Genomic DNA, 13,917 nt, shown 5'->3' on the forward strand with positions numbered 1-13,917 from the left:
ATCGCGAGCAAGCTGCGCTGCTACGGCCTTCGGCCAGAATCAAAAGCCAGCGTCTACGGATTTTGCGTTTGCCCGGAGGGCGCTGGCCTTACGGTCTCTGGCCAGAATCAGAGGCCAGAGACCCTATCGGGCTACCGCGTTTCAGATGATTCGCGCGACTTCGCTGTGTCGCTCAAGTTTGATGGCTACGAACTTTGAAGTGGGCGTGTGGCTGCCGTCGCCGAAGCTATCCAATGGCACCAGCGGGTTGACCTCGGGATAGTATGCGGCTGCTTGGCCGGCAGGGATATCGAACGGCAGGAGGGTAAAGCCCTTGACCCGACGCACGATGTCATCGCCCCAGATCGAGACGATGTCGGCCTTCTGACCCGGGACGAAGCCCAGGCGCACGATGTCCGCCTCGTTGAGGAACATCACGTCGCGTTGCCCCTTCACGCCGCGATAACGGTCGTCCAGGCCATAGATGGTGGTGTTGTACTGATCGTGGGAGCGCATCGATTGCATGATCAGGTCCGGCACGATACCTGTCCCGCGGACGCTCTCATGAACCAGATCCTTAGGCAGCAGGTTCGATTTGAAGGTGGCGCGTGCGCTAGGCGTGTTCCACTTGCGCGAACCGGCGGTGCTGCCCAGATAGAAGCCACCCGGATTCTTGATCTTCTCGTTGAAGTCCTTGAACGCCGGAATGGTATCGGCGATCAGGTCGCGAATGCGGCTGTAATCTTCTACCAGCCACAGCCAGTCCACGGGCTGCTTGCCGAGGGTAGCGTTGGCGATGCCCGCCAGGATCGCAGGTTCGGAACGCATGTGGCGCGACAGCGGCTTGAGCTGGCCGTTGGAGGCGTGAACCATGCTGAACGAGTCTTCCACGGTTACGGCTTGCGCGCCTTCGGCCTGGATGTCGATGTCGGTGCGACCAAAGCACGGCAGAATCAGTGCTTCCTTGCCGTGGGTCAGGTGACTGCGGTTGAGCTTGGTGCTGATCTGCACGGTCAGGTCGCAGCTGCGCAGCGCTTCGAAGGTGCGCGGGCTGTCCGGTGTCGCTTGAGCGAAGTTGCCGCCCAAGCCGATGAAGACCTTCGAGCGACCTTCAAGCATGGCGTGAATCGCTTCGACCACGTTGTGGCCGTTCTCGCGCGGCACTTTAAACTGGAAACGTTTTTCCAGCGCATCGAGGAAGAACGCCGGGGGACGCTCATTGATGCCCATGGTGCGGTCGCCCTGCACGTTACTGTGGCCGCGCACCGGACACAGACCGGCGCCTGGCTTACCGATGTTGCCGCGCAGCAGCATCAGGTTGGCGACTTCCTGGATGGTCGGCACCGAATGGCGATGTTGAGTGATGCCCATCGCCCAGCACATGATCACGTTCTTGCCCTTGGCGTACATCCGCGCAGCGCGTTCGATGTCGATCAGCGGCAAGCCTGATTGCTCAACAATGAACTCCCAGGTGGTGTCATCCACAACGGCCAGGTAATCCAGCACGCCGTGGGTGTGTTCGTTGAGAAACGCATGGTCGAACACTGCCGGTTCGCCTTTGGCCTGGGCCTCGCGCTCCCACTGCAGCAGAAACTTGGCCATGCCGCGCAGCAGCGCCATGTCGCCGCCCAGTGCGGGACGGAAGTAGGCAGTGTTGGTCGGCTCGGAACCGTTGCTGAGCATTTCGATCGGATGCTGCGGGTGCTGAAAGCGTTCCAGGCCGCGCTCCTTGAGCGGGTTGACGCACACCACCTGAGCGCCGCGCTTGACGGCCTCACGCAGCGGTTCGAGCATGCGCGGGTGGTTGGTGCCAGGGTTCTGACCCAGCACGAAAATCGCGTCGGCGTGCTCGAAGTCGTCGAAGGTTACGGTGCCTTTACCGACACCCACGCTTTGCGACAGTGCAACGCCACTGGCTTCGTGGCACATGTTCGAGCAATCGGGGAAATTGTTGGTGCCGTAAGCGCGAACGAACAGTTGATACAGGTACGCTGCTTCGTTGCTGGCTCGGCCCGAGGTGTAGAACTCGGCCATATTCGGGCTTGGCAGGTTATTCAGGTGCCTGGCGATCAGAGCGAAGGCGTCGTCCCAGGCGATCGGCTTATAACGATCGGATTGGGCGTCGTAGACCATCGGCTCGGTCAGACGGCCCTGATATTCGAGCCAGTAGTCACTCTGTTCTAGCAGCGAACTGACGCTGTAGCGGGCGAAGAACGAGGGATCGACGCGGCGCTTGGTAGCCTCCCAGTTGACCGCCTTGGCGCCGTTTTCGCAGAACTTGACCATGCCGCTTTCCGGCGAGTCGCCCCAGGCGCAGCCCGGGCAGTCGAAGCCGCCGTTCTGGTTGGTCTTGAGCATGGTGCGAATGTTTTTCAGCGCGTTGTCGCTGGTCAGCCAGAAATGGGCAACGCTGATCAGCGCACCCCACCCGCCGGCTGGACCTTTGTAGGGCTTATAGCGAGGGGTTGAGACCTTGTCGGCTTCTTTATGCATGCTCACGCTTAATTCTCCAACGCAGGACTGTAAACCCGCGGCGCACTGTGTTTTGGCAGATGAATGAGATTGAGGTTGTGTCGACGCGCCCATTGCAGCGCCAGGCCGGTAGGCGAGGACAGGCTGACAAGGGTCTGAATCCCGGCACGCAGGACTTTCTGAATCAATTCGAGGCTGCAGCGACTGGTCACGACCGCCAGACCGCCGGCAGTCGGAATGCGCTGACGAATCAGCGCACCGATCAGCTTGTCGAGCGCGTTGTGGCGGCCGATGTCCTCCCGACCCAGCAGCAATTGGCCCTGGTCGTTCATGAACATCGCCGCGTGCACAGCGCCGCAGTGTTGGCCCAGTGGCTGGAACTCCTCCAGACGCCCGCGAAGGCCTTTGAGCCATTCGGCTGGCGGCAGCGGGGCGCCGGGTAGTACGTTCAGTTCGGGGAGCGCCTGTTCCACTGCCTCAACACCGCACAGCCCGCACCCACTGGTGCCTGCCAGTTGCCGACGTTGAGTCTTGAGGTTCCAGAACGCACGACTGGCAATCTCGACGTCGGCCGCTTGCGCCGAGCCGCAACCGGCGAGCTTGATGTCATAGATTTCGTCCGGGGACGCGATGATGCCGCTGCCAATGCTGAAACCGACGATAAAGTCTTCCAGATCGGTAGGCGTCACCAGCATCACAGCCTGGCTGATGCCGTTATAGGCAATGGCCAATGCGACCTCTTCGGCCAGTACATTGGGCTCGCAGGTGTCATGCTCGAGGTTCGAGTAGCTGTAGGACTGACTTGCGGCAGGCGCGGGCAGTTGTTTTGCGGGCGCCGTGCTCTGCGTGAGCTTGGCATGCATCGGGACGTACCGGCAGCGTAGTAAGGTTCTAAGCCTAGGCTCCCGCTTGAGTAACGTCTAATCGCTAGTACTGATGTTCCGATAGATGACGTCGATCAAGGTGTCGTGATCATTTTCTGGTAAAGGCCGAAGCAGGCTTCAGCCAATGCCGAGCGGGGTGCCGAGCGACGCATGATCAGCCCCAGGCGGGCAAGGGTCTGTGCATGCTCGATAGGTTGCAGGCGCAGGTGCTCGGTCAGCGATTCCAGCCCGCCGTCCAGCGGCATGATCGCGCAGCAAAAACCGCCGTGAACCGCTTGTAGCAGTTGATGCACGGCATCAGTCTGGATCAGTGGCTGCGGTTGCAGGCCGCGACTGTGAAAGTTGTGATCGATGGATTGTCGAAAGTGCATGCCGTTGGTCAGCATCCCCAGTGGCAGTTCGATCAGGCTTTCCCAGCTCAGCGGTTCATCGGCGAAGCTGAAATGACGCTGATCGTACATCAGGCCCATACGCGTTTCGGCCAGCTCCAGTGAGTCGAAACGGTCGCTGTCCAGTCGTTCCAGGTACGACACGCCCAGGTCCAGCCGGTTGCTTGCCAATTGGTCGAGGATCTGTTCGGAGCTGAGGGAAGACAGCTCGAAGCGCATGTTCGGATGCACGCTGTGCAGGCGCTGCAAAAGCGGCAGTGGATCAAAGTTCGACAGCGGCACCACACCCAGGCGCAATGTGCCGACCAAATGCCCGCGGCACGCGGCGGCCTCTGCCTGCAAACCGTCATAGGCGGCCAGCACCGTACGCGCCCAAGCCAAAACACGTTCGCCCGGAGCCGTAAAGCCTTCAAAGCGCTGGCCGCGATTGACCAATGGCAGGTCCAGCTCTTCTTCCAGGTTGCGCAGGCGCATGGACAGGGTTGGCTGAGTGATATGGCAACGCGCTGCTGCCTGCCCGAAGTGACGTGTTTCGTCGAGGGCAATCAGGAATTTCAGCTGTTTGATGTCCATCTTCACTCCTTAAGGCGCTGGGCAGGCCCGGGAATTCTAACGCGGCAGGATGTCGCATGGGCGGATGATTGGCGCTGGGGCCGGTGCGTGAGCGTTGTAGCACGGCCTGCCCACGGTAACGATTCACGGGCGCCAGCGCCGACAAACCGGACCGCTGCAGGTGTTGCGGCGTAGCTTACAGACCCTTGATCAGCTCGCGATAATCCCCAACTGCCGCGAACTCTTCGGTGTCCTTTGGGCCTTTGCGGCTGTCCGGCTCGCGCACGGCCAGCAAATGCTTCACGCCATACTGCCCGGCGCTGCGCAGGATCGGCAATGTGTCGTCGATGAACACACTGCGGCCCGGATCGAAGCCAATATCGGCATGCAGCGCGTCCCAGAACTGAGCGTTCTCCTTGGGGTAGCCATAATCGTGGGAGCTGATCAGTCGTTCGAAGTACGGCGCCAGTTGCAGCCGCTCCATCTTCAACGACAGCGAATCGCGGTGGGCGTTGGTGATCATGATCACGCGTTTGCCCGCCTGTCTGATCGCGGCCAGAAAGGTTTCGGCATCGGGACGCAGCGCAATCAGATGGGCGACTTCAAGCTTCAGGTCGCTCACCGGCAGGTTCAGTTCCCTGCTCCAGAAATCGGTGCAGTACCAATTCAGCGTACCTGCGTTCTGTTCGAACAGCGGCGTCAGCTCCATCTGCGCCATCGCCAGGCTCACGCCGTGCAATTGGGCGTAGCGTCTTGGCAGATGCGTCAGCCAGAAGTGGTTGTCGAAGTGCAGATCGAGCAACGTTCCGTCCATGTCCAACAGAACGGTGTCGATGTCGCGCCAGGGTAAAGAAGGCATGTAAATCTCTCGGCGTTGAATGAGTCGCTGTGGTTTTTCAGGCACAGACAATCAGAAAAGCCACGGTATAGTAGCCCGTCTACGCCAAGGAGCTTGTCATGCGCCAGAAACCCACCGTACTTGCTCGTGAAATCGTCGCGAGCAGCCGTCTGTTCCGAGTCGAGCAAGTGCAGCTTCGCTTCTCCAATGGTGTGGAGCGCGTTTATGAGCGTCTGGTCGGGCGCGGCAGCGGGCACGGAGCGGTGATGATCGTGGCAATGTTCGACGCCGAGCACGCGGTGTTGGTGGAAGAGTATTGCGGGGGAACCGACGAATACGAGTTGTCCTTGCCCAAGGGCTTGATCGAGCCAGGCGAAGACGTGCTGGCCGCTGCCAATCGTGAGCTTAAGGAAGAGGCCGGTTTCGGCGCCCGCCATCTTGAACATCTGACCGAGCTGTCGCTGTCGCCGGGCTACATGAGCCAGAAAATCCAAGTGGTACTGGCCACCGATCTGTATGAAGAGCGCCTTGAGGGCGACGAACCGGAGCCAATGGGCGTGGATAAGATTAGCCTTCGCGAGTTGGCAAGCCTGGCGCAACACCCACAGTTCTCCGAAGGCCGCGCGCTGGCCGCGCTGTATCTGGCCCGCGATCTGCTGACCCAGCGTGGGGTGTTTCAGCCATGACCGATGCACTCGGCGCTTTGCCGCACCCTTTGCTTGCACCGGTGATCGACCTGTGCCGTCGAGCAGGCCACGCCATCCTGCCGTTCTGGCGCTCCGGTGTTGAGGTGACGGCCAAGTCCGATAATTCGCCGGTCACCGCGGCTGATCTGGCCGCTCATGAATTGTTGGTAGCGGGCCTGAAGGCGCTGGATCCGAGTATTCACATTCTTTCGGAAGAAGACGCCGATATCCCGCTGAGCGAGCGCAGCCAGTGGCAGCGCTGGTGGCTGGTCGATCCGCTGGACGGCACCAAGGAATTCATTTGCGGCAGCGAAGAATTCACGGTCAATGTCGCGCTGATCGAGAACGGGCGTGTGGTGTTTGGCGTGGTCTCTATTCCGACGAGTGATCGTTGCTATTTCGGGGGCGCGGGCCTGGGCGCGTGGCGCAGTGACAATGCCGATCACCTCGAGCCGATCACTGTGCGTCGCCAGCCCGCGCAGGGGAAGGCGTTTACCGTGGTTGCCAGCCGCTGTCACTCGAGCCCGGAACAGGAGAAACTGTTGGCTGGCTTATCGAAGGTGGTCGGCGAGTTGGAGTTGACCAATATCGGCAGCTCGCTGAAGTTTTGTCTGTTGGCGGAAGGTTCAGCTGATTGCTATCCGCGTTTGGCGCCGACCTCGCAGTGGGACACCGCTGCTGCCCAGGGCGTGCTGGAAGGCGCGGGCGGCGTGGTGCTGAATCTGGCGGGCGATACGTTTGATTACCCGCCAAGAGAGTCGTTGCTCAATACGTTCTTTCTAGCACTGCCAGCGCAGGCGTCTTGGCGCGAGGCGTTGATTGAGTTAGCGAAGGGTTGACCTTCATTAGCGCTTGATTCTGCCCGGAGGGCGCGGGAGCCCTGTTTGCAGGCGACCCGGTGCGAGGCGGCGGCACGACCAGAGGCCTGCGTCATAACACAATGCTGCATCTAACGGTTTTGCTGCCGCTTGGCCTCAGATCGCAGGCAAGCCAGCTCCCACGCCCTCTCGGGCAGAACCGAGCGAGCATTCAACGATGCAGCACGTACTGCCCGACAAACTCCACCGCCGACTCTTCCGAACCCTCGGCCACGATTTGCGTGTTCAATGCCAATCGCGCACGCCCACGCCGTTGATACATCTTCACGAACTTGTCCCAGATAGCGTCGTCCGGCGCCACGCAGATCGCTACACCGTCGCGTTTGACCGGTAGCGGATAGCTGATCTGGCCCTCTTGAATCACGATGTGCCCATCGGTGATCCCGACTTCTTTGAGCCGCAGATACAGCCATCCCCAACCGGCCAGCACTGCGCCGCAGTACAGACTGCCGCCAAACAGCGTGCTCGTGTGGTTGATGTTCTGCGCCAAGGGAAGGTGCAGGCGCAACTGGTGGTTTTGCCAGCTGATCACTTGCATGCCCATGTCGCGCGTCAACGGGATGTCCTGGTGCAGGACATCCTCCAGCTGTCTGGCTTTCGAATCCGGATCAATCGTTGTCATCAGAACCGCCACCGCTGAAATTCAGGCCATGTTTGCGCAGCTTGTCGTGCAAGGTTTTACGGGGAATACCGAGTGCCTCGGCCAGACTGCGCACCGAGCTGTGGGGGCGTGCAAGTTCGCCTGCGATCAGGGCTCGCTCGAAGGCTTCGACCTGTTCGCTCAGGCCGCTTGTGGACGCGGGCATATCCGGTTGCGCGGTGCCTTCGAGCTCAAGCTCCAGGCCCAATGCGAAACGTTCGGCGGCGTTCTGCAGTTCTCGCACATTACCCGGCCAGTTGTGGCGCAAAAGCAGCGCCCGATGCCCCGGCTGAAGTTCGTGTCGTGGCAAGCCATGGCGCAGACTGGCGGCATCGGCAAAATGCTGGAACAGCACCAGCGCATCTTCGCCTCGCTCGCGCAATGGCGGTATACGCAACGGTGCGACGTTCAACCGGTAATACAAGTCAGCGCGGAAACGGCCTTGGTCGGCAGCCTGGCGCAAATCCTCCTTGGTCGCAGCGATGACTCGAATATCCAGCGGTATCTGCTGATTACCGCCCAGTCGCTCGACGACCCGCTCTTGCAACAGCCGTAGCAACTTAACCTGCACGTCCATGCTCATGCTCTCGATCTCGTCGAGAAACAGAGTGCCGCCATTGGCGAATTCGAACTTGCCGATACGCCGCTTTTGCGCCCCGGTGAAGGCACCGGGCTCATGGCCGAACAGCTCGCTTTCGACGACCGACTCGGCCAGTGCTCCTGCGTTGATGGCGACGAACGGGCCGTTGCGGCGGCTGGACAGGTCATGCAGCGCACGGGCCACGACCTCTTTGCCGGCACCGGTTTCGCCCAGAATCAACACATCGGCTTTGGTCGCAGCCAGTGCGCCGATCTGATCACGCAGGCGCTGGATCGGTGCAGACAGCCCGACCAGTCTGGCGCTCAGCTGCTGACGGTCGCTCAGTTCCAGGCGCAGGCTGCGGTTGTCCAGCACCAACCGGCGCAGGGCCAAGGCACGGCGCACGCTGTCGAGCAGCGCGTCGCTGGCGAAAGGTTTTTCCAAAAAGTCGTAGGCGCCCGCGCGCATGGCCTGCACGGCAAGCGGCACATCGCCGTGACCGGTGATCAGCAACACCGGCAAGTCCGGGTCCTGAGCGTGAAGCTGGTTTAACAGCTCAAGACCGTCGATGCCTGGCATGCGGATATCGCTGACGATCACGCCTGGCCAGTCGCGACCCAGGCGCGCCTGAAGGCCGGTGGCATCGCTCAGCGGCAGGATTTTCAGGCCGGCCAGGTCCAGGGTTTGGTTCAAGGCTTGGCGCAGATGTGGGTCGTCGTCGATCAGCACCACCTGAATGCGGCTGTCGATGGCGGTGTCCGTGGTCATGCAGAAAGATCCTCCGGCGTTTGAAGGCTGACCCCTGAAGCCCCGGCGCGCATGCGCAGCGTCAGCAAGGCGCCGCCCTCGGGATGGTTGGCGAACAGCAACTCGCCGCCCAGGGCGCGCATCAGGGTATCGCAGATCGCAAGGCCCAGTCCCAAGCCCTGAGTGCGGGTCTTGGTGGTGAAAAACGGCTCGCGTGCGTGTTCAAGCGCCTCGCGGGAAAACCCCGGGCCGTTATCGCGAATGTAGAGGTTGACGCCCTCGCTACTGTGCTCGGCACTGATCCACAGTTTGCGCGGTTGGCCTTTTTCGGTCAGCGCGTCCAGAGCATTGGCCAACAGATTTCCCAACACCTGACGCAGGCGCGTTTCCCCGGCCTGCACCCACAACGTGGCATCCGGCAGGTCGCGGATTAGCTCGACATCCATTGCCCGACGGCGTTTGGCAAGCAGCGCCAACGCATCGTCGAGGGCCGGTTGCAGGGCAACGCTTTCCGGTGCGTGTCGGTCGCGGCGAGCGAAGGCGCGCAAATGGGCGATGATCGAAGCCATGCGTCCCGTCAGTTCGCTGATCAGCCTGAGATTACCGCGAGCCTCATCGGTGCGTTGATGGTCGAGCAGCACTTCGGCGTTTTCCGCGTAACTGCGGATTGCCGCCAACGGTTGATTGAGTTCGTGGCTGATACTCGCCGACATGGTCCCCAGCGCCGACAACTTGCCGGCCTGAACCAATTCGTCCTGCGCGCGGAATAGCTCCTGCTGCGCCTGCTCGCGCTCCAGCACTTCCTGACGCAGACGTCTGTTCAGGCCTTCCAGATCGCTGGTCCGTTCGCCTACCCGCACTTCCAGTTCACGCCGCGCCTTGCCCTCGAAGTTGATGCGATCCAGGTAGTGACGACGTCGCTGCATCATGATCCCCAGCAGCAACATCAGCACCAGCAGCGCCGCTCCGCCAATGCCCACGACCGTGCGCACCGGGCGCGAAACCAGCATTTTGGGCGCCAGGATGTTAACGCTCCAGCCGGTTTCGTCGATTTGCCGGGTCTGGGTCAGCCAGCCGTTTTCGTCCAGTTGCAGCGGGCGCGGATCGCGGGTCGGGTAGGGCTGGATGGCGATGATCGCCTGTTTCTCCTCCTCGCTGAGCGGGCGCGTTGCGCGAAAGCGCCAGGCGGGGTTAGAGGTCAGGATCACCACCCCGTTGTGGTCGGTGACCAGCAATTGCTCAGGGGTTTTGCCCCAGAGTGTTTCGGTCAGGTCCAGATCGACCTTGACCACCAGCACGCCGATCACGGTATTGCCGTTGCGCACAGCGGCGGCGAAGAAATATCCGCGTTTTGCCGAGGTGGTGCCCAGGCCGAAAAAGCGCCCGAGATTGCCCGCCATGGCGTTACTGAAATACGGACGAAACGCAAAATTGCGACCCACAAAACTGTCGTGTTTATCCCAGTTCGACGCGGCGAGGGTGTCGCCGTTGGGGGCCATCAGGTAAATGACTTCGGCGCCGGTCTGTCGGGCAGTGTTCATCAGCAGCAGGTTGGCCTGCTGCTGGGTGGGTTTGTCTTGCGGGTTGGCCAGCATGGCGCGCAAGCCTGGCAAGTCGCCGAGGATTTGCGGTAGCACTTCGTACCGGTGCAACGTGCCGAGCAGGTTGGCGACGTAGAGATCCAGCGTCTGGCGATTCTGGCTCAGCAACTCGGTGCGGTAGTAATGTTCGGCCAGGCGTTCGAGCGGCCACAGCAACGGCGCCAGAATCAGGGCCAGCAGCGCCAGGCTGCGCCAGCGAGGGCGACGTGGGAGAGAAGTGGAAGTCATCGGGTGGCGTACGCCGGTTGCTGTCGGATGTACGCCACATTATGCCTACCGCTGCTGCGCTAAGCACTCCAGCATTGCGGCGTGCCAGTGCGGTTGGCTCACGCCCCATTGCTGCTGCAAACGGCTGCAGTCCAGCCGCGAGTTGAGCGGGCGGGTCGCTGGCGTGGGATAAGCGCTCGAAGGGATCGGCTCAAGGGCCGCGCAGGGCTTGCCGGCCTTTATCAATTCTTGCCCGATGGCCTGGGCAAAACCAAACCATGAGGTCTCGCCGCTGGCCGTCAGATGATAAACGCCCCAAGCGCCAGGCGCGCCCTCGCGCCAGCGTTCGATCAACTCCCGAGTGCTTTGCGCAATGGTGCCGGACCAGGTTGGCGCGCCGATCTGGTCGGCAACGATGGTGAGCTTGTCACGCTCCTGCAGCAGGCGTTGCATGGTCAGCAGGAAGTTACGCCCGGTCAGGGAGTAAACCCAACTGGTGCGCAGAATCAGGTATTGGCCACCGACCGCTTCGATCGCCTGTTCGCCTGCCAGTTTGCTGCTGCCATACACACCGAGCGGGTTCGGTTTGTCAGCCTCGTTCCACGGTCCATTCTTGCTTCCATCGAACACGTAGTCGGTGGAGTAATGAATGAACGGGATTCCCAGCGCCGCGGCTTCTTCGGCAAAAACGCCAGGCGCTGTGGCGTTGATTGCAAAGGCCAGCTCAGGCTCATTTTCAGCCTGATCCACCGCCGTGTGCGCAGCGGCGTTGACGATCAGGTCCGGTTTCAAGCTACGGACCACCTCACGAATCGAAGCCGGCTGGCTCAGATCCAGTCGATCGCGCCCTAGCACGATCAGTTCGCCCAGGTCCTTGAGGCTCTGCTGAAGCGCCTGCGATACCTGGCCGTGTTGCCCGCTGATCAGGATCCGCAGCGGCGCGCTCATTCGAACAGTTCCGCTTCTTTGAGGGCTTTGCCGACCTGATCCTTGGCCGACAGCTTGGGCGCCTCGCTTAAGCCCCAGTCGATGGCCAATTCTTCATCATCCCAGCGAATGCAGCGCTCGGCGGAGGGCGTGTAGTAGTCGGTGGTCTTGTACAGAAACTCGGCGTCGTCGCTGAGTACTACAAAACCGTGGGCGAAACCCGGTGGAATCCAAAGCTGCTTCGCGTTTTCGGCGGACAGCTCAAGGCCGAACCATTTGCCGAAATGCGCAGAGCTGCGTCGGATGTCCACCGCGATGTCCAGCACCTTGCCGGCCGTCACGCGCACCAGCTTGCCTTGAGGGTTTTGGATCTGATAGTGCATGCCACGCAGCACGCCCTTTTGCGAGCGTGAATGGTTGTCCTGCACGAACTGCACGTCCAGCCCGGTGGCGTCGGCGAAGGCCTTGGCGTTGAAGCTCTCGTAAAAGAATCCACGCTCATCGCCGAACACTTTCGGCTCGATGACGAGCACTTCAGGCAATTCGCTCTCGGTGACTTTCACTGACTTTCCCCTGCGATCTTGAACAGGTACTGACCGTAACCGGTCTTGCCGAAATAGTCAGCCCGGTTCAACAGGTGGGCGCGGTCGATCCAGCCGTTCTGGTAGGCGATCTCTTCGAGGCAGGCCACTTTAAGGCCCTGGCGATGCTCAATGGTCTGCACGTATTGCGAGGCGTCGAGCAGACTGTCGTGAGTGCCGGTGTCGAGCCAGGCAAAGCCGCGCCCGAAGCGTTCTACACGCAAGTCGCCGCGCTTGAGATACGCATTGTTCACGTCAGTGATTTCCAGCTCGCCACGGGGCGACGGCTGCACGTCCTTGGCGATCTGGATGACTTCGTTGTCGTAGAAGTACAGCCCGGTCACCGCGTAGCTGGATTTCGGTGCCTTGGGTTTTTCTTCGATGGACAGCGCATGGCCAGCCTCGTCGAAGTCGATCACGCCGAAACGTTCTGGGTCCTTGACCCAGTAACCGAACACCGTGGCGCCGGAGGTATTGTCGGCGGCGCGCTTGAGCTGATCGCTGAAGTGCTGACCATGGAAGATGTTGTCACCCAGAATCAGGCACACCGAATCATCGCCAATGAACTGCTCGCCGATGAGAAACGCTTGCGCCAGGCCGTCCGGTTTGGGTTGCTCGGCGTAATGGAAGTGAACCCCGAACTGGCCGCCGTCGCCGAGCAGCGCCCGGTACTGTGGCAGGTCCAGCGGCGTGGAAATGATGAGGATTTCCTTGATGCCAGCCAGCATCAGCACCGAGATCGGGTAGTAAATCATCGGTTTGTCATAGATGGGCAGCAGTTGCTTGGAGACCCCGAGCGTGATCGGGTGAAGACGCGTGCCCGAGCCGCCCGCCAGTACGATTCCTTTAGTCATGCGATCAGATCCTTAACGTGGGTGCCCAAGCGTTCACCCTGATAGCTGCCGTCCTGTACGTTGCGGCACCACTCCAGGTTGTCCAGATACCACTGCACCGTTTTGCGCAGCCCGGATTCAAAGGTTTCTTCCGGTGTCCAGCCGAGCTCGCGCTCGATCTTGCTGGCGTCGATGGCGTAGCGCATATCGTGCCCTGGGCGATCGGTGACATAGGTGATCAGGTCGGCGTAATTGGCCACGCCTTTGCGTTGCTCCGGCGCCAGCTCTTCGAGCAGCGCGCAAATGCCACGCACCACGTCGATATTCTTCTGTTCGTTGTGGCCGCCGATGTTGTAGGTCTGGCCGACCTTGCCTTCGGTCACCACCTTGAGCAGCGCACGGGCGTGATCTTCGACGAACAACCAGTCGCGCACTTGCAGGCCGTTGCCGTATACCGGCAGCGGTTTGCCTGCCAAGGCATTGAGGATTACCAGCGGGATGAGTTTTTCCGGAAAGTGAAACGGCCCATAGTTATTCGAGCAGTTGGTCACTACCACCGGCAGGCCGTAAGTGCGCTGCCATGCCCGGACCAGGTGATCGGATGCCGCCTTGCTGGCCGAGTAGGGCGAGCTTGGCGCGTAGGGTGTGGTTTCGGTGAACAGGTCATCGACGCCATGCAGGTCGCCGTACACTTCATCTGTGGAAATATGGTGGAAGCGAAACGCTGCACGCTCGGCCTCGGGCAAGGCCTGCCAATAGCCGCGGGTCGCTTCCAGCAGGCTATAGGTGCCGACGATGTTGGTCTGGATAAATTCCGACGGACCGTCGATGGAACGGTCTACGTGGGACTCGGCCGCCAGATGCATGATCGCCTCGGGCTTGAAGCGTGCCAGTACCTTGCTGACTTCGGCCTGATCGACGATGTCCTGCTGCACGAACTCATACCGGGTATTGGTTACGATGCTCTGTAGCGATTCAAGGTTGCCTGCATACGTCAGTTTGTCGAAATTCAGTACGTCATGGTCGGTATTGTTGATCAGATGGCGGATCAGCGCCGAACCGATAAACCCGGCGCCACCGGTGACAAGTATTCGCATAGCCAGACCTTTTCCCTGGATGTACA

Annotated in this window: 13 protein-coding genes; 2 read left to right on the forward strand and 11 right to left on the reverse strand. The window is 60.9% G+C overall.

Going from position 1 to position 13,917, the window contains the following annotated elements:
• Window positions 1-141: 141 nt before the first annotated feature.
• The 4 genes from B3I26_RS19535 to yrfG all read right to left on the reverse strand — a co-directional run bounded on the left by B3I26_RS19535 (window position 142) and on the right by yrfG (window position 5,135).
• Entirely contained in the window at window positions 142-2,472 is a 2,331-nt protein-coding gene (locus B3I26_RS19535) for an FdhF/YdeP family oxidoreductase (RefSeq protein WP_296260229.1), read from the reverse strand.
• Between the two features lie 8 nt (window positions 2,473-2,480).
• Entirely contained in the window at window positions 2,481-3,314 is an 834-nt protein-coding gene (gene fdhD, locus B3I26_RS19540) for a formate dehydrogenase accessory sulfurtransferase FdhD (protein ID WP_296260054.1), read from the reverse strand.
• Between the two features lie 95 nt (window positions 3,315-3,409).
• The gene (locus B3I26_RS19545; RefSeq protein WP_296260055.1) at window positions 3,410-4,297 is read right to left on the reverse strand and encodes a LysR family transcriptional regulator; all 888 of its coding nucleotides are present in this window, start codon (window positions 4,295-4,297) and stop codon (window positions 3,410-3,412) included.
• A gap of 175 nt (window positions 4,298-4,472) precedes the next feature.
• Window positions 4,473-5,135, reverse strand: a complete 663-nt coding sequence (yrfG, locus tag B3I26_RS19550) for a GMP/IMP nucleotidase (protein ID WP_296260057.1) — start codon at window positions 5,133-5,135, stop codon at window positions 4,473-4,475.
• Between the two features lie 98 nt (window positions 5,136-5,233).
• On the opposite strand from yrfG, the gene nudE reads away from it, so the two are divergent.
• Window positions 5,234-5,800, forward strand: coding sequence for an ADP compounds hydrolase NudE (nudE, locus tag B3I26_RS19555; RefSeq protein ID WP_296260059.1), 567 nt, complete (start codon window positions 5,234-5,236; stop codon window positions 5,798-5,800).
• Window positions 5,797-6,639, forward strand: coding sequence for a 3'(2'),5'-bisphosphate nucleotidase CysQ (cysQ, locus tag B3I26_RS19560; protein ID WP_296260060.1), 843 nt, complete (start codon window positions 5,797-5,799; stop codon window positions 6,637-6,639). Before nudE ends, cysQ begins: the two co-directional genes overlap by 4 nt.
• 190 nt (window positions 6,640-6,829) lie before the next feature.
• Here the strand turns inward: cysQ and B3I26_RS19565 are convergent, their stop codons facing one another.
• The 7 genes from B3I26_RS19565 to rfbB are packed head-to-tail and all read right to left on the reverse strand — an operon-like array spanning window position 6,830 to window position 13,891.
• Window positions 6,830-7,300, reverse strand: a complete 471-nt coding sequence (locus B3I26_RS19565; RefSeq protein WP_296260062.1) for a YiiD C-terminal domain-containing protein — start codon at window positions 7,298-7,300, stop codon at window positions 6,830-6,832.
• On the reverse strand, window positions 7,287-8,666 hold the full coding sequence (locus B3I26_RS19570) for a sigma-54-dependent transcriptional regulator (RefSeq protein WP_296260064.1): 1,380 nt from the start codon (window positions 8,664-8,666) through the stop codon (window positions 7,287-7,289). The genes B3I26_RS19565 and B3I26_RS19570 overlap by 14 nt, the downstream gene beginning before the upstream one ends.
• Window positions 8,663-10,474, reverse strand: coding sequence for a sensor histidine kinase (locus tag B3I26_RS19575; RefSeq protein WP_296260066.1), 1,812 nt, complete (start codon window positions 10,472-10,474; stop codon window positions 8,663-8,665). Before B3I26_RS19575 ends, B3I26_RS19570 begins: the two co-directional genes overlap by 4 nt.
• Before the next feature lie 45 nt (window positions 10,475-10,519).
• The gene (rfbD, locus tag B3I26_RS19580) at window positions 10,520-11,401 is read right to left on the reverse strand and encodes a dTDP-4-dehydrorhamnose reductase (RefSeq protein ID WP_296260068.1); all 882 of its coding nucleotides are present in this window, start codon (window positions 11,399-11,401) and stop codon (window positions 10,520-10,522) included.
• Window positions 11,398-11,943, reverse strand: a complete 546-nt coding sequence (rfbC, locus tag B3I26_RS19585; protein WP_296260070.1) for a dTDP-4-dehydrorhamnose 3,5-epimerase — start codon at window positions 11,941-11,943, stop codon at window positions 11,398-11,400. Before rfbC ends, rfbD begins: the two co-directional genes overlap by 4 nt.
• Window positions 11,940-12,815, reverse strand: a complete 876-nt coding sequence (gene rfbA / locus B3I26_RS19590) for a glucose-1-phosphate thymidylyltransferase RfbA (protein ID WP_296260072.1) — start codon at window positions 12,813-12,815, stop codon at window positions 11,940-11,942. The genes rfbC and rfbA overlap by 4 nt, the downstream gene beginning before the upstream one ends.
• On the reverse strand, window positions 12,812-13,891 hold the full coding sequence (rfbB, locus tag B3I26_RS19595; protein WP_296260074.1) for a dTDP-glucose 4,6-dehydratase: 1,080 nt from the start codon (window positions 13,889-13,891) through the stop codon (window positions 12,812-12,814). Before rfbB ends, rfbA begins: the two co-directional genes overlap by 4 nt.
• Window positions 13,892-13,917 lie beyond the last annotated feature (26 nt).

Source organism: Pseudomonas sp. UBA5706 (genome assembly GCF_002419965.1).
GTDB lineage: Bacteria > Pseudomonadota > Gammaproteobacteria > Pseudomonadales > Pseudomonadaceae > Aquipseudomonas.

What these genes read in the sequence shown, in the direction of transcription:
- B3I26_RS19535 (WP_296260229.1), bottom strand. Translation starts at nt 2,472, where the DNA reads ATGCATAAAGAAGCCGACAAGGTCTCAACCCCTCGCTATAAGCCCTAC.
- fdhD (WP_296260054.1), bottom strand. Translation starts at nt 3,314, where the DNA reads ATGCATGCCAAGCTCACGCAGAGCACGGCGCCCGCAAAACAACTGCCC.
- B3I26_RS19545 (WP_296260055.1), bottom strand. Translation starts at nt 4,297, where the DNA reads ATGGACATCAAACAGCTGAAATTCCTGATTGCCCTCGACGAAACACGT.
- yrfG (WP_296260057.1), bottom strand. Translation starts at nt 5,135, where the DNA reads ATGCCTTCTTTACCCTGGCGCGACATCGACACCGTTCTGTTGGACATG.
- nudE (WP_296260059.1), top strand. Translation starts at nt 5,234, where the DNA reads ATGCGCCAGAAACCCACCGTACTTGCTCGTGAAATCGTCGCGAGCAGC.
- cysQ (WP_296260060.1), top strand. Translation starts at nt 5,797, where the DNA reads ATGACCGATGCACTCGGCGCTTTGCCGCACCCTTTGCTTGCACCGGTG.
- B3I26_RS19565 (WP_296260062.1), bottom strand. Translation starts at nt 7,300, where the DNA reads ATGACAACGATTGATCCGGATTCGAAAGCCAGACAGCTGGAGGATGTC.
- B3I26_RS19570 (WP_296260064.1), bottom strand. Translation starts at nt 8,666, where the DNA reads ATGACCACGGACACCGCCATCGACAGCCGCATTCAGGTGGTGCTGATC.
- B3I26_RS19575 (WP_296260066.1), bottom strand. Translation starts at nt 10,474, where the DNA reads ATGACTTCCACTTCTCTCCCACGTCGCCCTCGCTGGCGCAGCCTGGCG.
- rfbD (WP_296260068.1), bottom strand. Translation starts at nt 11,401, where the DNA reads ATGAGCGCGCCGCTGCGGATCCTGATCAGCGGGCAACACGGCCAGGTA.
- rfbA (WP_296260072.1), bottom strand. Translation starts at nt 12,815, where the DNA reads ATGACTAAAGGAATCGTACTGGCGGGCGGCTCGGGCACGCGTCTTCAC.
- rfbB (WP_296260074.1), bottom strand. Translation starts at nt 13,891, where the DNA reads ATGCGAATACTTGTCACCGGTGGCGCCGGGTTTATCGGTTCGGCGCTG.